This is a genomic window from Bacillus solitudinis (genome assembly GCF_002797395.1).
Classification (GTDB): Bacteria; Bacillota; Bacilli; order Bacillales; family Bacillaceae_D; genus Halalkalibacter_A; species Halalkalibacter_A solitudinis.
On record NZ_KZ454943.1, the window covers coordinates 1,067,912 to 1,086,347 of the forward strand.

The 18,436-nt window shown below is 38.0% G+C and carries 14 protein-coding genes and 1 other annotated feature; of the genes, 6 read left to right on the forward strand and 8 right to left on the reverse strand.

Annotated elements, in window-relative coordinates; all coding sequences use genetic code 11:
* The first annotated feature begins 263 nt into the window (after positions 1-263).
* Positions 264-1,079, forward strand: a complete 816-nt coding sequence (gene hisJ / locus CEF19_RS05315) for a histidinol-phosphatase HisJ (RefSeq protein ID WP_198510240.1) — start codon at positions 264-266, stop codon at positions 1,077-1,079.
* Here the strand turns inward: hisJ and refZ are convergent.
* Both refZ and CEF19_RS05325 read right to left on the reverse strand, forming a co-directional pair.
* Positions 1,076-1,717 carry a forespore capture DNA-binding protein RefZ gene (gene refZ, locus CEF19_RS05320; protein WP_100405125.1) on the reverse strand — a complete coding sequence of 214 codons (642 nt, stop codon included), beginning with the start codon at positions 1,715-1,717 and terminating at the stop codon, positions 1,076-1,078. The genes hisJ and refZ overlap by 4 nt on opposite strands.
* Positions 1,718-1,909: 192 nt before the next feature.
* Complete coding sequence (locus tag CEF19_RS05325) at positions 1,910-4,171, reverse strand: sensor domain-containing diguanylate cyclase (protein WP_227521918.1); 2,262 nt, start codon at positions 4,169-4,171, stop codon at positions 1,910-1,912.
* A gap of 472 nt (positions 4,172-4,643) precedes the next feature.
* Between CEF19_RS05325 and rpsD the strand changes: the two genes are divergently transcribed.
* Positions 4,644-5,246 carry a 30S ribosomal protein S4 gene (gene rpsD / locus CEF19_RS05330; RefSeq protein WP_100405126.1) on the forward strand — a complete coding sequence of 201 codons (603 nt, stop codon included), beginning with the start codon at positions 4,644-4,646 and terminating at the stop codon, positions 5,244-5,246.
* Positions 5,247-5,464: 218 nt separating this feature from the next.
* On the opposite strand, the gene tyrS is transcribed toward rpsD, so the two are convergent.
* Positions 5,465-6,691 carry a tyrosine--tRNA ligase gene (tyrS, locus tag CEF19_RS05335; protein WP_100408214.1) on the reverse strand — a complete coding sequence of 409 codons (1,227 nt, stop codon included), beginning with the start codon at positions 6,689-6,691 and terminating at the stop codon, positions 5,465-5,467.
* Positions 6,692-6,775: 84 nt separating this feature from the next.
* Positions 6,776-6,974, reverse strand: a binding site (T-box leader).
* Positions 6,975-7,101: 127 nt separating this feature from the next.
* Here tyrS and CEF19_RS05340 point away from each other — a divergent pair.
* Positions 7,102-9,945: a transglycosylase domain-containing protein gene (locus CEF19_RS05340; protein ID WP_100405127.1), complete on the forward strand. Its 2,844-nt coding sequence runs from the start codon at positions 7,102-7,104 to the stop codon at positions 9,943-9,945.
* 154 nt (positions 9,946-10,099) lie between these two features.
* Here CEF19_RS05340 and acsA read toward each other — a convergent pair whose 3' ends face one another.
* A complete protein-coding gene (gene acsA, locus CEF19_RS05345) occupies positions 10,100-11,815 on the reverse strand; it encodes an acetate--CoA ligase (RefSeq protein ID WP_100405128.1) in 1,716 nt (571 codons plus the stop codon).
* 252 nt (positions 11,816-12,067) lie between these two features.
* Here acsA and CEF19_RS05350 point away from each other — a divergent pair, with 252 nt between their 5' ends.
* The 3 genes from CEF19_RS05350 to CEF19_RS05360 are packed head-to-tail and all read left to right on the forward strand — an operon-like array spanning position 12,068 to position 14,537.
* Positions 12,068-12,700, forward strand: a complete 633-nt coding sequence (locus tag CEF19_RS05350) for a GNAT family N-acetyltransferase (RefSeq protein ID WP_100405129.1) — start codon at positions 12,068-12,070, stop codon at positions 12,698-12,700.
* Between the two features lie 29 nt (positions 12,701-12,729).
* Entirely contained in the window at positions 12,730-13,374 is a 645-nt protein-coding gene (locus tag CEF19_RS05355) for an acetoin utilization AcuB family protein (RefSeq protein ID WP_100405130.1), read from the forward strand.
* A complete protein-coding gene (locus tag CEF19_RS05360; RefSeq protein WP_100405131.1) occupies positions 13,371-14,537 on the forward strand; it encodes an acetoin utilization protein AcuC in 1,167 nt (388 codons plus the stop codon). The genes CEF19_RS05355 and CEF19_RS05360 overlap by 4 nt, the downstream gene beginning before the upstream one ends.
* A gap of 334 nt (positions 14,538-14,871) precedes the next feature.
* On the opposite strand, the gene CEF19_RS05365 is transcribed toward CEF19_RS05360, so the two are convergent.
* From CEF19_RS05365 to ccpA, 4 genes are read right to left on the reverse strand one after another with little or no spacing between them, the layout of a single operon-like run.
* Positions 14,872-15,573: a 5'-methylthioadenosine/adenosylhomocysteine nucleosidase gene (locus CEF19_RS05365; RefSeq protein WP_100405132.1), complete on the reverse strand. Its 702-nt coding sequence runs from the start codon at positions 15,571-15,573 to the stop codon at positions 14,872-14,874.
* Positions 15,574-15,633: 60 nt separating this feature from the next.
* Positions 15,634-16,389, reverse strand: coding sequence for a flagellar motor protein MotS (motS, locus tag CEF19_RS05370; protein WP_198510241.1), 756 nt, complete (start codon positions 16,387-16,389; stop codon positions 15,634-15,636).
* Positions 16,376-17,176: a flagellar motor protein MotP gene (gene motP / locus CEF19_RS05375; RefSeq protein WP_100405133.1), complete on the reverse strand. Its 801-nt coding sequence runs from the start codon at positions 17,174-17,176 to the stop codon at positions 16,376-16,378. The genes motS and motP overlap by 14 nt, the downstream gene beginning before the upstream one ends.
* A gap of 21 nt (positions 17,177-17,197) precedes the next feature.
* Positions 17,198-18,196: a catabolite control protein A gene (gene ccpA / locus CEF19_RS05380; protein WP_100405134.1), complete on the reverse strand. Its 999-nt coding sequence runs from the start codon at positions 18,194-18,196 to the stop codon at positions 17,198-17,200.
* Positions 18,197-18,436 lie beyond the last annotated feature (240 nt).

Sequence of the window (18,436 nt, forward strand, 5' to 3'; positions counted from 1 at the left end):
TCACTCCCTACCCCTTATCAATTATAAAACTTTAATGAATTGGGATTCGTCGTTTACTATGGCATGTACTTCGGTTAAAGTGGGACAACTACAATATTTTTTTGAGCAAATTGTGAATTTTCTCTTTTCCTACAAAATCGTACACATTTCTACGCTTTAGATATGTAATATGATACCATGAAAAAAAGCATTTGTATTCATTTTTTCATACTTACTAAACAGTAGCCGTGCAATTTTTATCTAATTTGAAAGGAAGCGTTCTGATGATTAGTCACGATGGACACGTCCATACACCATTTTGCCCTCACGGCAGTAAGGACTCATTTAAAGATTATTGCGAAAAAGCAATTTCACTCGGACTCCAAAGTATTTCGTTTACAGAGCATGCACCATTACCAGAGGGGTTCATTGATCCAACCCCCCAGCTAGACAGCGCAATGAGTCAAAAAGATTTACAGCCATATTTAGAAGAGCTTAATGATATAAAACAAAGTTATCAAGGGAAGCTGGATATATTTATTGGCCTTGAAGTAGATTATATCGAAGGATATGAACTTGAGACGACCTCATTTCTAAAAAAAGTAGGTCCTTTTTTAGATGACAGCATTTTATCTGTTCACTTTTTAAAAATCTACGATCGCTATGTATGCATCGATTATAGTCCAGATGTCTTTGAAGAAACTGTTCTTTCCCTTGGTTCTATCGAAGCAGTTTATACTCGCTATTATGAAACTCTTCAAGCATCAGTTCAAGCAGATTTAGGTCCCTATAAACCCCATCGAATTGGACATATTACCTTAGTGAAAAAATTCCAAAAAAAATTCCCGACTCAGCATACGTTTCGTCAGGAAACTACTATTCTTTTATCAGCTATAAAAGAAAAGAATTACTCGATTGATTACAACGGAGCAGGAGTGATAAAGCCGCTATGTGGCGAACCTTATCCAAACAAGCAAATTATCCAGGAGGCAATCGAGATGGGGATACCTCTTATCTATGGTTCTGACGCCCATCAATCGAGTGCACTTATGACCGGTGCTTCAAAGCTTCACAAAGGAGTGTCTCTTTCAAAACCTTAACGTATAGGAACGAACATCCGCGTCGGTTGATTCTCCTCTCCACATAAGAAAAGGTTAACCCATCTTGTAAGATGCTCCATATATCTTTTAACGAAATAAGGCTCTGTCGGAATCATCTGATAGAGTTCTCTTAAATATTGCGGATACAAATAAGGCATTGTCAGCATGCTTCTTAATTGAATAACGACAAAATCAAGCTGTTGCTTCCTAAACTCACCACGTCGTATCCCGAGTTTTAAGAGTTGGTCAAAATCATGCTTTTCTTTTCGAAGATAGGTTGACATGATTTCACGGACAAGCACAGAATCTAGAGCCATTTCACGATGAACCATACGAGCTAAATAATGGTAGGTTTGCTGATAAGTTAAAAGAGCATGTAACATTGAAAGTAAACGTTCTTTCGCGCCTGTATTTTCTTTTGAAAGTTCCGCTGAAATCACGTGCATATATCCTTCTAAAAATTGGGTCATTAACTGTTCGAAAAGGCCCTTTTTTCCTCCAAAGTGATAAGAAACTAAAGCAACATTCACTTTAGCTTTTTCAGCAATATGACGAACAGACGTACCATGGTAGCCTTGTGTATGAAATAAGTGAACAGCCGCTTCGAGCATTTTTTCTTTCGTTGTTTGTGTACTCAAACGAATCTCCTCCTGTCCTTTCTTATCTTCCTTATTATATTGTTCTTTCCTTTGTTTCTGGTTCCTGTAAAAATCGCTCGACAATTCCTGTAAAACATCCTACAAAAAAAGTATTACTTCGCTGTTTTTCGCCGTTCTTCGCTAAAAACCAATGATAAATAAGGCTAACGCTTACATCGTCAGCCTTATTTATCATTGGTTTTTTGGTTTTAGTTGTAAGATGGCACGATTTTTCCCTGTGCTTTTCGCAACATACAGGCCTTCGTCTGCTAGATTAAAAAGCGTCTTAGATGAGGAGTTATCTAACTCTTGACTATGCCAACAGGACACACCACATGAAACTGTCACTCGAGGGCTTGTTTCCACAGCCACAGCTTTAACAACTCGCTCGGCAACTTGGTAACCAATCTCTACTTCTACCCTTGGTAAATAAATAGCTAATTCTTCACCGCCCCAACGAGCAGCAATATCTTCTTCTCGAATGTTTTTCTTCATAATATTTGCAACTTGAATAATAATATCGTCACCAACTTGATGTCCATAGGTGTCATTAATTGATTTAAAATTATCAATATCAAGTAAAAGAAATGTTCCTTCTACATCTTTGAACATCGATTCTTGGATTTTCTCATCAAGATGGTTACGGGAATATAATCTAGTTAAGTGATCAGTAATGACAAGCTTCTTTAATTCTTCATGGAGCATTGAGTTTGTAAATGCTAAGGTTGAATGGTGAATTAATGATTGCAACAGCTTGAAGCTTTCAAATGTAAAGTGATATGGTTCAGAATGAGCGGCAAGTACAAGTCCTTTTAATTCATTGCTTTGAATCATTGGAACTGCCAACATCGAACGATAGCCCATAATACTAATTTCTTCACGAAGCTCTGTATCACCTATATAAATAGGATCTTTCTCTCGTTTCACTTTTCGGATAAATGGGGCTAAATCTTCCAACGTTTCATTCTTTGTAAAAAACGATGTACTACCGTCTAATAAATTAAATTCTCCGTTTGACAGGAACATAATAAATCCAACTTGCTCTGCGCCAAATGAATTCTTAATTTGCTTAGTCATAAAATTAATTGTATCAGCAAGACGTAAATTTAAATTAAGTTGATGGGACGTCTGGTTAATTAATTGTAAATCATGAATTAATTTTCTTGATTGCTGATACAACTCCGCATTTTCTAAGGCATTCCCACCTGTATCTGCAAGCATTTCAATGAAATCAATTTCATGCTTAGGCAATCGTACATCTGAACTCGCTTGAATTTCCATGACGCCATACACACCTTGTTTGCCTCTTAAAGGAGCATATAGAACAACCTCATTTTTCAAATCAATTTGTTCTATTTGGATTACTCCTGTTAAATACGCATGCTCCGCAATACGATTTCCGCTCTCTGAACCATACATAAGTGGCTTAATTGGAACGCCTTCTTTAACTTCCCATTCGTGAGAAAGTAACAGGTTCACTTTAAAAGATGGATAGACTTGTTCAATTGCATAAATAATCTCCCCCAACACTTCACCTATATCCATTGTTGAGTGAAACTTCTTTGTAACTTGTAAAAGCAAGTCTCGCCTTTTTCCTTCATTAAGAAGTTTCTCTAGGTAATACCCCTTCGCAAATAAAGATAGAAGATCTTGTGCCCAATTATTAATTCCTTGTAAAGCTTGTTCTTTTAGTTCATCTGATTCAAAGCTTAAAATGATACAACCATATATACCTTGATCGTTACTTAAAGTGAGAATAGCGTGCCAATGATATGAATCAAAAAATAGCGTCCCATGATATGTACTGTAAGGGCTGTTCATTTTAGGATTTGAAAATACATTTTCCAATGGCATTTTATGTAAAATGACTTCCTGAGAAGAAGAAACCACGAAAAACTCGTTATCAATTTTTTCACAAACAGCTGCCGCACAGGTTTCTTTATACTCGTCAGCTATAGAATGAACAAAAGCAGATGCTAGTTTCCGGTACTCCATTTCATAACCAGCTTCAGCCAGCACACGTCCTACTGAAACATCTATTAAGTAAGGTATCACTTCTCTTAGTTGCTGTTCTTGAGCTAATCCGTTAATAAGTCCAGATAAGTAACTATGATATATTTCCATTTTTTCTTTATTGTCTTGCACAATTACGCCAAGGTACAGTTTTACTCCATCCTCCATACTTTTGATGCAGGGTAAAGCGATAATAATGGAACCTTTGTAGTGTATGGGCGTTGAATCTATAGAAGAATTTTGAAAATAGTCAAAGGAGTCCATCAGTGAAGAATGACTTTTCCCTATTTTTTTTACCACAAGTGTTTTTTTATCAGTTGCTAAAAATAAAAGTGCAGATTCAAATAAAGACGGACTATTAATCTCATTTGCGACTAGTACGTCTAATAACTCTATACTTTTCCGGTTGTTCTTTACTTCTTCCTTGAAGAAATTATCCATACTTGCACCACCACACACGGATACGTATTTGTATACAAACACATTCATGCTCAAGATTTTACCGATTTATTCTATTAACATTTATAAATAACCATGTTGCCCAATAACCTGATGGACACCACTTAGTTCCCACTAATATATACGGTTTAGTATATATGAAACTAGGCTAATTTACTACGGTAAATTAGCAAGAAAACCTAAAATCTAGCAATGCATTAACTAAATTTCACGAGAGGGTTTATTGACATTTTAAACTCAACTAGCTATAATTAAAATCGTGTGAAATAAGACAGCCAAGGTAAATTTAATATGATTTCATTTTGTTCCTCGGTCTGCGGCTGAAAGTACCTGAGGTGCATTGAGTAACTTCTAGCTGTCGAAGCGAAGATGCATAAAGGCAAAATGTTCATGTTAAGGGATTGCCAAACGGTTGTTATTTTGCAACAACAAAATAACAAGGAGGAGTCAAATTATGGCTCGTTATACAGGTCCATCTTGGAAATTATCCCGTCGCTTAGGTGTATCATTAAGCGGAACTGGTAAAGAATTAGCAAAACGTCCGTATGCTCCAGGGCAACACGGTCCAAATCAACGTAAGAAGCTTTCTGAATACGGAGTTCAACTTCAAGAGAAGCAAAAGCTTCGTCATATGTACGGAGTAAACGAGCGTCAATTCCGTCGCACGTTTGATGATGCTGGTAAAATGTCTGGTATCGTTGGTGAAAACTTCATGATTCTTCTTGAGTCACGTCTTGATAACGTTGTTTACCGTATGGGTCTTGCTCGCACTCGTCGCGCTGCTCGTCAATTGGTAAACCACGGTCACATCACTGTTGATGGAAAGCGCGTAGATATTCCATCTTTCCGTGTTAAGCCTGGTCAAACAATCGCTGTTCGTGAAAAATCACGCAACTTTGATGTAATTAAGGAAGCTCTAGATGCAACAAATTTCGTTCCTGCATATGTAACGTTTGATACTGAAGCACTTCAAGGTACATTCACTCGTTACCCTGAACGTTCTGAGCTACCTGCTGAGATTACTGAAGCTCTTATCGTTGAGTTTTATTCACGTTAATCTTCCAAAGACAGTCCTTTCCCGGACTGTCTTTTTTTATTACGAAACCATATACATATACGCGTACTTCGAAGAAAAGCACGCCCACTCGAAAGTGAATTCAGCACCTGCGCATGTAAACTCTCTTCATCGAAGTAATTTTCATTCAATGAATATAACAGTTCTTTAACTTATGAAAAAAAGACAGAGGATAGCATTGCATCCCTCTGTCTTTTTCCTTACTTAATCATCAATCTTGTAAATTTCCGTTTCCCTACTTGTACAATTAAGCCATTTTCTATGTTTACTTTATATTGAACATCCGTAACTTTTTCCCCATTTAATTTAACGCCGCCATTTTGAATCATACGACGGGCTTCCCCCTTAGAAGCCATCATCTTTAACTCCACAAGTAAATCAACAATCCAAAGCTCCGTTTCCCCTCCCCAAATCACTTCAGGAATATCTGTTGGAAGAGAACGTTTTTGGAAGACTGTTTCAAAATATTCTCGAGCCTGCTTAGCCTCCTCTTTTCCATGGTACATTTCAACAAACTTCTCACCTAAGCTCATCTTTGCATCACGAGGGTGAACTGAACCTTCTGCTAAACCTACCTCTATTTTATTAATTTCCTCTAGTGGTAAATCAGTTGCAAGTTTATAATATTTAATCATTAGTTCATCTGGAATGGACATCGACTTCCCGAATATTTCATTCGGTTCTTCATCGATTCCAATATAATTTTTAAGAGATTTCGACATTTTCCTCTCACCATCTAAACCCTCAATAAGCGGTAAGGTCATGGCAATTTGCTTTTCTTTCCCGTAGGCTTCTTGAAGAGTACGCCCCATTAACAAATTAAATTTTTGATCTGTGCCACCTACTTCAACATCGGACTCAAGCGCCACTGAATCGTATCCTTGCATTAGTGGATAAAAGAATTCATGAATAGAAATAGGTTGACCCGATTTATAACGTTTTTCAAAATCATCACGCTCTAACATTCTTGCAACCGTCATGTTTCCAGATAGCACAACAACGTCTTCAAACGTCATTGGTTTTAACCATTCTGAGTTATAATAAATGGTTGCCTTTTCCATATCTAATATTTTTCCGTATTGTTCTACATAGGTTTTTGCGTTTTCCTTAACCTCTTCATCCGTTAGTTGCTTTCTAGTTTCGGATTTACCAGTTGGGTCTCCAATTCGACCTGTAAAATCACCAATGAGCATTTGGATTTCATGCCCTAGCTCTTGAAATTGACGAAGTTTATGGAGGACAACCGTATGACCTAAGTGAACGTCTGGAGCTGATGGATCCATTCCTAGTTTAATCTTTAAGGGTTTTCCAGTTAGTACGGATTTCTCAATTTTTTTTCGAAAATCATCCTCTGGTACAATTTCTACAATACCTCTATTTAATATCGCTAGTTGTCTCTCTACTTCTTGCTGTTGTTCAAACGTCATTTCTTTTTCCACTACGTTTCCTCCTTTGAAAATCTTCCTATTCTGTTATAATACAGAGTTCAAAACATAAAAAAAACGCCCTCAAAAAGGGACGAATCATTCGCGGTACCACCCTTATTGAAGATGTTTATCTTCCACTTAACACGATAACGGGGTGACCGTCCTTGGTTCACAAGGAAAGCTCCAGGCCGTAATTCATCTCTACAAACATACTGATTTCCACCAACCATCAGCTCTCTGAAAAGGTAATGTAGCGATTACTAAAACCCTTCAATGCTCAACATTCAATTAATACTTTTTTACCACAATGAACAATAGATGTCAACGAGCCGATGTATAAAAACCAGTAAAGTGTACCATCTTTCGACATCCTATGCTATAATATTGCTTGTTATTATAGGAGGTTTACTATGAAAAATATTCTTTCTCGTTTTACCGAGAAGCTACATTTTTTTTCAAAAAAACTACACGAAAAGAAAATATTTAGACAAATTGGAATTACATATCAAGTTTTTTGGAACTTGTTATTAATTTCTTTAGTCGTTGGTTTAATGTCTTTCTTTTTTATCGGGGGAACGGCAGCAGGTTATTTTGCTGCATTAGTTAAAGATCAGCCCCTTCAAAGCTCTGCTGAGATGAAAGCAAAAATCTATGACTATGAAGAAACAAGTCAAGTGTTTTTTACGGATAATGTATTCTTAGGCGAGCTACCCTCAGAGGTTGAGAGGCATAAAGTAAGTCTTGACGATGTTTCAAAACATGTTAAAAACGCTATTATTGCTACTGAAGATGAACATTTTTATGAACATGATGGTGTTGTACCAAAGGCTATAATGCGTGCAACCTTTCAAGAGTTTGCCAATACCACTGTCCAAACAGGTGGGAGTACATTAACTCAGCAACTAATTAAACAACAAATCCTCTCGAGTGAAGTTTCATTTGACAGAAAGGCAACTGAAATCCTTCTTGCAATGAGACTCGAACAATTCCTAGAAAAAAATGATATTTTAGAAGCTTATTTAAATGTTGTTCCTTTTGGCCGTAATTCTTCCGGTCGACAAATTGCAGGAGTTCAAGCTGCTGCCCAAGGTATTTTCGGAGTTGACGCAAAAGATTTAACGATACCTCAAGCTGCGTATGTTGCAGGTTTGCCACAAAGCCCTTTTGGTTACACTCCTTTTACAAATAGTGGAGAAGTAAAAGAAAATTTAGATGCCGGTTTAAATAGAATGAAAACTGTACTAAGTCGCATGCATGAAAGTGGATTTATTACAGATAGGGAACTAAAACAAGCTTTAGCCTTTGACATTCGTGAACATTTAACAGAGCAATCTCCTACACCCATTGACCAATATCCTTATTTAACATATGAAGTTATGCGAAGAGCAACTGATATTTTACTAGAACAAAACTTAAAGAGAGACCAAATTGTTTTTGCCGATTTAGACCAAGAGGAGCAAAATAGCTATCGTGAACAAGCATCTCTAGAATTAAAAAGAAGCGGCTACCGCATTCATACAACCATAGATAAGAAAATCTATATCTCTATGCAAGAAGCGGTAAACAATGATAATTTATTTGGACCTATCAAAAAAGGTGAACAAGAAGAAGTTGGTGCGGTTTTAATTGAAAATAGCACCGGAGCAATTCGCGGCTTTGTCGGTGGTCGTGATGAAGGTGGGGACCATCATTATAACCATGCGACACAAGCTTTCCGTCAAAATGGCTCAACTATGAAACCCATCCTTGCCTATGCACCTGCAATGGAAGTTGGTGCTATTCAGCCCGGCATAGTCGTTCCTGACACATATGCTGAATACAGAAATGGAAAGGAAATTCGGAATTTTGACCATCGACATCTTGGACTACTTTCCGCAAGAGAAGCACTTGCTCGTTCACGGAATGTTCCCGCTATAAGAGCATTTCAACGCGTACCTCATGAACAAGCACGAGAAACTCTTGAAAAGATTGGATTTCGTCTAAGCAGTGCAGAGCCCTATGAATCGGCTCCACTTGGTTCCACTGACTTTAACGTCACAGTGGAACAAAACACAAATGCCTTTGCTGTCTTTGCAAATGGTGGTCAATTTATTCCTTCCTATCTAATTGAGAAAATCGAAAATGCGAATGGGGATACTATTTATGAACATAAATCAACGGAAGTCGAAGTCTTCTCAAAACAAACTGCTTACCTAACAATCGATATGTTAAGGGACGTTCTCCGTGGTGTTGGAACAGCGAGATCACTCCCAAGTAGATTGAAATTCTCAGCAGATTGGGCAGGGAAGACCGGGACTTCAAGTGACGTTAAGGATTCTTGGTTTGTTGGTACTAATCCAAATGTGACACTAGGTGTTTGGATTGGCTATGACACGCCTAAAGAAATTAGTCGTACAGTTGGAGGATTAAGTTATAGTTCCCGAACACAACAAATTTGGGCACATATTGCAAATGCAGCATACGAGCAAGTACCTGAATTAATGGCACCAAGCGAAGGCTTTAAAAGGCCTGAGGGGATTGTTAGCCGGACAATTTGTAGCGTGACCGGTTTACTTCCTTCAAAGATTTGCCAAGATGCAGGACTAGTTACAACTGATTTATTTAACTCAAAGTTTGTTCCTTCAAAAACTGATAATTCTTTAGAAGTTGCAAGTTACGTTACGATTAATAATAATAACTTCCTTGCCCTGACATCGACACCAAGTGAGTTTACTGAACAAGGTGTTAAGGTTTCAGGAGACTATTGGGGAATTAATGATATTTCTGAATACCTACCTGAATCGATGAGAAATATTATTCCTGATAAAGAAGCTCCAAATAATGGTAGAGTGCCTGAAGTTGTAAGTAATGTACGTTTAGATGGAAAAAACTTAATCTGGTCTAAACACCCCGATAGCGATATTGTCGGCTATCGTATCTATCGCGCCGCTAACGGCAGCACAAATTATCAATTAGTAGACCGTATACAAGGGAATGTACAAACGACCTATGGGGTGAATGGTGGTGCCAATGCTTACTATGTAACTGCTGTAGATACTGCTGGAAGGGAATCTGCTTCTTCTGCTTTGGCAGAAGGAAACAATTGGAGTCCAGTGACTGGCGAACCTAAACCAACTAAACCAGCTAAACCAGCTAAACCGGATCGCTCGAATGAAGGTGAAGACAATCCACCTCCCCAGAACGACAATGAGAGCAGTCCTCCAACAGAAGAAGAAACTGGAGAAAATTCTGATACGGTGGATGAAAATAACTAGCGCTGACCATAAATACAATCTCATCACGTTAACAAATAAAAACAATATAATTTTTCTTCGTTAGAAGTAACATGACGGGTTGAGCTTGGGGATATACTTCAGGACTTTCCAATATGAAAAAAAAGGTGTTGCTAACGCAACACCTTTTTTCATATTAATCCTCCATAGATGATAAATCACCTGTTGGTAAATCAAGTTCCCACGCTTTTAGTACACGTCTCATAATCTTTCCGCTTCTCGTCTTAGGTAGCTTTTCACGGAATTCAATCTCCCGCGGGGCAGCATGAGCGGCTAAGCCGGTTTTGACAAATTGACGAATTTCTTCTTTTAACTCATCTGTCACTTCATAGCCTTCACGTAAAGAAACAAACGCTTTAATAATTTCGCCACGCACAGGATCTGGTTTGCCAATAACTCCGGCTTCAGCAATCGCAGGATGTTCAACTAACTTACTTTCCACTTCAAAAGGTCCTACCCTCTCTCCAGCAGTCATAATAACATCATCAATACGACCTTGGAACCAAAAGTATCCATCTTCGTCCATGTAAGCAGAGTCACCAGAGATATACCAACCTTCGATTTCAAAATAACTGGCATACTTTTCAGGATTTCTCCAAATTTCACGCATCATGGATGGCCAGCCTTTTTTTATAGCTAAGTTCCCCATTCGATTTGGAGGCAACTCATTTCCCTTATCATCAATAATCGCTGCTTTAATACCTGGAAGAGGTTTTCCCATCGAACCAGGACGAATATCCATGGATGGATAGTTACAAATTAATTGAGCACCCGTTTCAGTCATCCACCACGTATCGTGGATTCGAAGATCGAATACTTTCTTACCCCAGCGAACAACTTCAGGGTTAAGTGGTTCACCCACACTTAACATATGACGTAAAGAAGATAAATCATACTTTTTAACAAGTTCATCGCCTGCACTCATCAACATACGGAATGCAGTCGGCGCACTATACCAAACCGTTACCTTGTAGCGTTGTAATGTTTCATACCAATCGGCTGGACTAAATCGACCACCTCTAATTACATTTGTTGCACCATTTAACCAAGGAGCAAATATACCATATGAGGTCCCCGTTACCCAACCCGGATCGGCTGTACACCAATATACATCATCTTCTTGTAAATCTAAGACCCACTTACCAGTTTGATAATGTTGAATCATCGCATTATGAACATGAAGAACACCTTTAGGCTTTCCTGTTGAGCCTGAAGTATAGTGTAGAATTAAACCATCATTACGGTCAACCCATTCAATATTAAGCTCATCACTTGCGTGATTCATACGATTTTGAAAATCTAAGCAAGGCCCTTCTTCTTTAACAGATTCACTTACAATAAGTACTCTTTCAAGATCAGGCAAATCATCTACTGGGACTCTTTCTAAAAGAGCTGGTGTCGTGATTAGTACTTTCGCTCCGCTATCCTCAAGACGATCTCGGACGGCTCCTTCCATAAATGCTTCAAATAGAGGTCCAACAATTGCTCCAATTTTCACTGCTCCTAAAAATGCAAAATATAATTCAGGTGAACGTGGCATAAAAATAAAAACTCGATCACCTTTCTCAACACCAGCATCTTTTAGAACATTTCCTGCTTTGTTCGAATATTTCTTTAACTGTTCGAACGTGTATTCTTCTTCTCGGTTTGCATCGCTATAATAAAGAGCTACTTTATTTGCTCTTTTTCCTTCAGCATGACGATCAATTGCCTCATAAGCCAAATTGACCTTTCCCGTTTGACTCCAAGAGAGTTCTTTCTCAACCAACGACCACTCAAAGTTTTTAGCTGTTTCTTCGTAATTTACTAAGTTATAAGTTCCTTTTTCGGATGGAAGCGCTTGCATACCCATTACACATCTTCCCCTCTTATGTATTTTCATTTCAATTATAGTACAGCTAAAATTTTTATTCAATGAAAAAACACCCATCCCCTTTTTTACTATTTTCTTTTGCTATTCATCTAATAATGACTTCGTACTTTGTTACTTTTCGTACTAACTTTTTTCACAAATTAGTACGATTGTTTTCTAGTAATTCCTTCTTTTAATAATAGAATAATGTATAATAGAAGTCGAAAAAGCACGTTTAAAAGGTGGGTACAAATGATTCATCAAAAGAGCTATTACTCAATTGATTTAGAGTCTCCTCACGGTAAATTAACTGTAGAAGGTCCAGTTTCAGGAAATGAGTTACAATCTTATGATTTTCATCCAGGTCTAGTTGCTTTCCGGCCGCCTCTCGAGCAGAAGCAAGCTATTATTGGAATTGCTGATTTACCTGAAGGAAGAATAAACATTGTTAGAGATCAAAATACAATTGTTGGTTACGTAACGTTTGTATACCCCGATCCAATGGAACGATGGTCCGATGCTAAGATGGAGAACTTAATTGAACTTGGAGCGATTGAAATTGCTCCTGAATATCGTGGTATTCAAGCTGGAAAAAGTCTACTCCACTTATCAATGCTCGATGACTCAATGGAAGATTACATCGTCATTACAACGGAGTATTATTGGCATTGGGATTTGAAAGGAAGCGGTCTTGACGTTTGGGAGTATAGAAAAGTCATGGAAAAAATGATGAATGTCGGTGGACTAGAATGGTATGCAACAGATGACCCTGAAATTTGCTCCCATCCTGCCAACTGTTTAATGGCTCGAATCGGGAAACGCGTCGATGCAAACTCAATTCAAAACTTTGATCAGCTTCGTTTTCAAAATAGATTTATGTACTAATCTTTTATGAATAGTGGGAGTGATGTACCTTGATTATTGATGAAATTATGAATAGACGTATAATAACTTTAACTACAGATGCAACCATACAAGATGCCATTGAAATACTTGCAAACTTTCGGATTCGTCACATTCTAGTTGTCGACGAACTAGAAAAAATGGTTGGTATTATTTCTGATAGAGATATTCGAGATGTTAGCCCATCAATTTTTCACTCAAACGAACATAAAGAAGATTTTCAAAAACCTGTATCTAGTATTATGAAAACTGAAGTTATTTCAGCACACCCTTTAGATTTTGTAGAGGAAATTTCAACGCTATTTTATGAGCATCATATCGGATGCTTACCAATTATTGAAGACGAAAAAATTGTTGGTATTGTTACTGAAACCGATCTTTTACATACATTAGTAGTGTTGATGGGTGCACATCAACCTAGTTCTCATATTGAAGTTCGCGTCAGAAACATTACTGGAAAACTAGCCGACCTTGCCTCCATCTTTAAAGAAATGAATGTTAATATAAATAGTGTTCTTGTCTACCCATGTAACGATATGAATTATAAAGTACTTGTATTTCGAGTCCAAACGATTGACCCTAGGGGGATTATTGAGGCAATAAAGAAAGAAGGGTATGACGTTATCTGGCCAACACTACCGAGGTTGATAACATGAATCATAAGTCAGTTTATGTTTATTCGGATGAGCAATTAGCATACCGTTTCAACAAAGAGCATCCTTTTAATCATCTGAGACTTCATTTAACACACGACCTTCTAAAAAAAACAAATAGCATTAACGATAAAGATATTATTCCCCCCCGTTTAGCAACAGACGAGGAATTGAACCTTATTCATGACGAAGCCTTTATTGAAGCTGTTAAATCAGCAGGAAAAGGTACTCTTAAACCAGAGAGAGCCACAAATTATGGACTAGGTACGGATGATACCCCGATTTTTGCCAACATGCATGAAGCGGCATCCTTAATTGTAGGTGGAACTTTAACCGCCGTAGACGCGGTTATGAAGGGCCAATTTACCCATGCACTTCATTTAGGTGGCGGTCTTCATCATGGGTTTCGGGGGAAGGCATCAGGTTTTTGTATTTATAACGATAGTGCCATTGCGATTGAGTACATGAAGAAAATGTATGGAGCGAGAGTACTCTACGTTGATACAGATGCTCACCACGGTGATGGCGTTCAATTTGCTTTTTATGATGACCCTGATGTTTGTACATTAAGTATCCATGAAACAGGTCGTTACTTATTTCCCGGGACAGGGAATGTGAATGAAAAAGGAGCTGGAAAAGGTTATGGCTTCTCTATTAATGTGCCGATCGATGCATTTACAGAAGATGATTCATTTTTAGAAGTTTATGAAAGGTCATTTCGCGAGGTGGTGGCTTTTTTTAAACCAGATGTTATTCTCACCCAAAACGGAGCAGATGCTCATCACCTTGATCCCCTTACTCATCTTTGTTCAACAATGAGGACATACCAAATGATTCCAAAGCTAGCTCATGAACTTGCTCATGAATTTTGCGAAGGACGTTGGATCGCTGTTGGAGGTGGAGGCTATGATATATTTCGGGTCGTCCCACGTGCTTGGTCACTGATATGGTTAGAGATGACTAATCAAACCTCTATAATTTCAGAAGCGCTTCCAAGATTATGGAGGGAGCAGTGGGAAAAGCATGCTCAAGAAGAGATGCCTACAGAGTGGATGGATGTAAGCGATACCGTTCCTACCATTCCTCGTAAACATGAAATCGCAGAAAAAAATCACAACACATTAGAAAAAGCTTTATATCATATACGAACGGAAATGAATCGTTAACCTAAAAAAGCTACAGAGCGAGGCCACAGAAAAAGGGTACTTTTTCTTTTTCAGTGCCCTCTTAATAATGCGCGGAGCCGTTGCCCGGTTTTGAAAAGTCTTGCTATGAGTGGTTTTCTCATAGCAAGCGCGCAACGAGTGAAGCCATTACTGCTTCCCGAAATGCTTTCAAAGGGGTTTTCAGTGGCCTCACGATTTTCACCTTTTTTCAGTGGCCTTTAAGCAATGATCGGAGCCATTGACCTTCATTCACTTAAATCTCCATCTGAATCACTTTAAACATATTTTACTATCTTAAACTTTTAGAAAAGGGTTAACTAGTAGAAACCCGGTGTTACCCCTTTAACTGACGTAGCATTTCTTTAACAAGTAAATAAGATTGCTGGCTAGCAAGAATTGTAAACTCACTAAAACTCATTGATGCCACGCCGTCAGCCTTATCAGACATAGAACGAATAATCACAAATGGAATGCTATTCATTGAGGAAACTTGGGCAACAGCAGCTCCCTCCATTTCGACACAAACACCACCAAATTCTTCTCGAAGCTCTTGAACAAATTCTGCATTTGCGACAAACTGATCACCACTGACCACACGCCCTTTCATAATCCTTCGATTTACCAAGGTTCCGGCAGCAGCTTCAGCAATGTTAATAAGATTAGAATCAGCTAAGAAGTCAGACGCCCCCTCATACATCGGGATTTCTCCACGCTTAAATCCTAAAGGACTAGCATCAATGTCATGCTGCATTGCCGATGTGGAAATAACCAAATCACCGACTTCTAAAGATGTATCAAGGGCTCCTGCTACACCAGTAAAAATTAAATTTGTAATTTCAAACATATCAATTAATACCTGTGTCGTGAGAGCTGCATTTACCTTTCCGACCCCTGACTTACAAAGAACAATCTCGATGTCTCCAAGTGTTCCTTCATAGAACGTAACAGTTGCAATCGTCCGAATAGTATGTACTTCCATTTCCGCTTTAAATTGTTCAATTTCTTCACTCATTGCTCCAATTAATCCAATTTTCAAAACAAAGCCTCCTCAGTTATGATAAAAAAAGAAAAGGACCCAAGGGTCACTCCCTCGGGCTTAATACGTGTCGCCTTCCAAATAGGTTGGATCAGAAATTACGATAACCACACGCCGGTTTATTTTCAAATTTTCAACTGTCGTATTTGGAACAACTGGTCTCGTATCGCCATAACCCGTAGCAACAAATCGACTAGCTTCTAAATTATTATTTTCCACAAGATAACGAATAACACTACTTGCTCTTGCACCGGAGAGTTCCCAATTCGAAGGGTAGCGAAAATTTGATATCGGACGACTATCGGTATGTCCTTCAACTTTAACCATATTCGGAATTGCAGCTAGTAAGGTGCCTACCTTTTCTAGGAATGGCTCTGCTGACTGTATCAGTTCTGACTCGGCCGTTTCAAATAATGTTCGTTCTTGTAAAACTAGAACAACCCCACGGTCATCTCTCGTCGCTGATACCAGCTCCTTCATTTCATTAACTTCAAGGAATTCTTGAACCTCTTCAAGAAGATTATCCATATTTACATCAACATTTTCATTCTCTTCGAAATCGCCTTCTTTAAAAGGATCTTTTTGCTCTTCTCCTTTTTCCTCAGTAGGGTTTTCAAATTCAACAACAGAAGGCATAAATTCAAAGATGTTTCGTTGTTGAAAGGAATCTGCAATCGCTCGAAACTTCTGAGCATCAACAACAGACATTGAAAAAAGCAAAATAAAGAACACAAGAATTAATGTGACGAGATCTGCGAACGTAACCATCCATTTCGGAGCACCCTTTTCCTCTGGTTGCCGCCTACGCTGCATCATTTTCATCCCCTAATTCTTCCTTTTTAAGCTTATCACTTAAAAATGCACTTAGCTTTTCTTCTAAAATTTTAGGATTTTGTCCAGATTGAACTCCAATGACTCCTTCAATAATAATTTGCTTCACAAAAACTTCTTGATCGGTTTTATTCGTAAGTTTTGTAGCCATAGGTAAAAAGATTAAATTCGCCATAACTGACCCATATAATGTTGTTAGTAATGCAACTGCCATATTCGGCCCTAATGTTGACGGGTCATTTAAATTTTGAAGCATTAACACGAGTCCGACAAGTGTTCCAATCATTCCCCAAGCTGGCGCATACTCACCAGCCTTTTCTAAAACAGATCTTCCCTTTCGGTGACGTTCCTCCATCGCGATTACTTCTGCCATCATAATATCTTTAATAATATCAGGCTCGATGCCATCTACAGCAAGAAGGACTCCTTTACGGATAAAGGGGTCTTCTACGTCTTCTAGACCTGCTTCAAGTGCTAGTAACCCTTCTCTTCTCGCTCTCCCTGATAAATCCACAAATGTGTTTATTAACTTTTGAAGATCATGATTTTCTGTACGAAAAGCCTCTCGTAATATTTTGGGTATAGTTTTTAATTCAGGCAATGAAAACGTGATTACAATTGCCGAAACTAATCCTCCTACAACAATAAGAACCGAAGCAAGTTGAATGAAGAATATTAAACCAGATGGTCCTGCATTTGAAAAAACAGCCATCAGCAGGACAACAACCCCTAAAATGATTCCTATCGGTGTCATTATGTCAAATTTTTTCATGATTTACTCCTTGATTATTTATTACTTTGTTGATTGTCTAAACTCAATTCGATGAGGTAATACAACAATATGGTCTTCTACTTCCTCTTTGTTCATATATTTCGTTAAAAGTCTCATGGAAACGGCTCCAATGTCATACATTGGTTGAACAACAGTAGATAGAGTGGGTCGAACCATTACTGCTAGTCGTGTATTGTCAAATCCAAGTACCTCAAAATCTTCAGGAACATTGAATCCTTTGTCCTGAGCACCATGAATAATACCAAGTGCCATTTCATCTGTTGCAGCAAAAATAGCTGTTGGTTTAGAAGGATTATTAACGAAAGAATCCATTGCTTCAATTCCAGAATCGTATGAGTAATCGCCGATAACAATTAGTTCATCATTAAATGGTATCTTTGCAGTCTCAAGGGCACTTCGATAACCTGCAAATTTCAAATAACCGTTAATAGGATCATCAAGTGAACCTGACAGCATACCGATTTTTGTATGACCCTTCTCAATAAGATTTGTAATTGCATCATGGACAGCTTGTTTATAATCAATATTTACAGAAGGAATTTCCTTCGCTTCGTCCAAAGTTGCTGCCAAAACAATCGGAACAGGCGAACGCTTAAATTGTTCAACATGTTCGTCTGTTATATGTCCACCCATAAATACAATACCATCAACTTGTTTTTCAAGTAATGTGTTTAGTAGGTGAATTTCTTTATCCTTATTTTGGTCAGAATTACAAAGAATAATATTATACTTGTACATCGTCGCAATATCCTCAATCCCTCTTGCCAGTTCAGCAAAAAAGATGTTTGAGATATCTGGAATGATAACCCCAACAGTTGTGGTTTTTTTACTAGCCAAACCACGAGCCACTGCATTAGGTCTGTACCCTAATCGTTCAATTGCTTCAAGCACCTTTTTTCGAGTTGTTGGTTTTACATTTGGATTGCCATTGACAACGCGTGAAACGGTTGCCATTGATACACCTGCTTCTCTTGCTACATCATAAATTGTCGTATTCAAAATAATCCTCCTCTATATAAACATCAGTAATGCGTAGTTTAATGTATTGTAATCATACGATACTATCGGGAGGTCTGCAACGTCTTTACTACTTATATCGACAGCTTATGAAAAAAATTTCATACATTTTCATAAGTTGTATTTATTTTTTTAAAAAAAAGGGCGAAATTCGTAGGAAAATCGGTAGTATATTTACTAAAATACGCAAAAAAACAACCCTTCTTTATTGAGAGGGCTGTT

Bases quoted from the DNA above. Each gene is read 5' to 3' on its own strand.
- hisJ (WP_198510240.1), top strand. From the start codon at position 264: ATGATTAGTCACGATGGACACGTCCATACACCATTTTGCCCTCACGGC.
- CEF19_RS05325 (WP_227521918.1), bottom strand. From the start codon at position 4,171: ATGGATAATTTCTTCAAGGAAGAAGTAAAGAACAACCGGAAAAGTATA.
- rpsD (WP_100405126.1), top strand. From the start codon at position 4,644: ATGGCTCGTTATACAGGTCCATCTTGGAAATTATCCCGTCGCTTAGGT.
- tyrS (WP_100408214.1), bottom strand. From the start codon at position 6,691: ATGACGTTTGAACAACAGCAAGAAGTAGAGAGACAACTAGCGATATTA.
- CEF19_RS05340 (WP_100405127.1), top strand. From the start codon at position 7,102: ATGAAAAATATTCTTTCTCGTTTTACCGAGAAGCTACATTTTTTTTCA.
- acsA (WP_100405128.1), bottom strand. From the start codon at position 11,815: ATGGGTATGCAAGCGCTTCCATCCGAAAAAGGAACTTATAACTTAGTA.
- CEF19_RS05350 (WP_100405129.1), top strand. From the start codon at position 12,068: ATGATTCATCAAAAGAGCTATTACTCAATTGATTTAGAGTCTCCTCAC.
- CEF19_RS05360 (WP_100405131.1), top strand. From the start codon at position 13,371: ATGAATCATAAGTCAGTTTATGTTTATTCGGATGAGCAATTAGCATAC.
- motS (WP_198510241.1), bottom strand. From the start codon at position 16,389: ATGATGCAGCGTAGGCGGCAACCAGAGGAAAAGGGTGCTCCGAAATGG.
- motP (WP_100405133.1), bottom strand. From the start codon at position 17,176: ATGAAAAAATTTGACATAATGACACCGATAGGAATCATTTTAGGGGTT.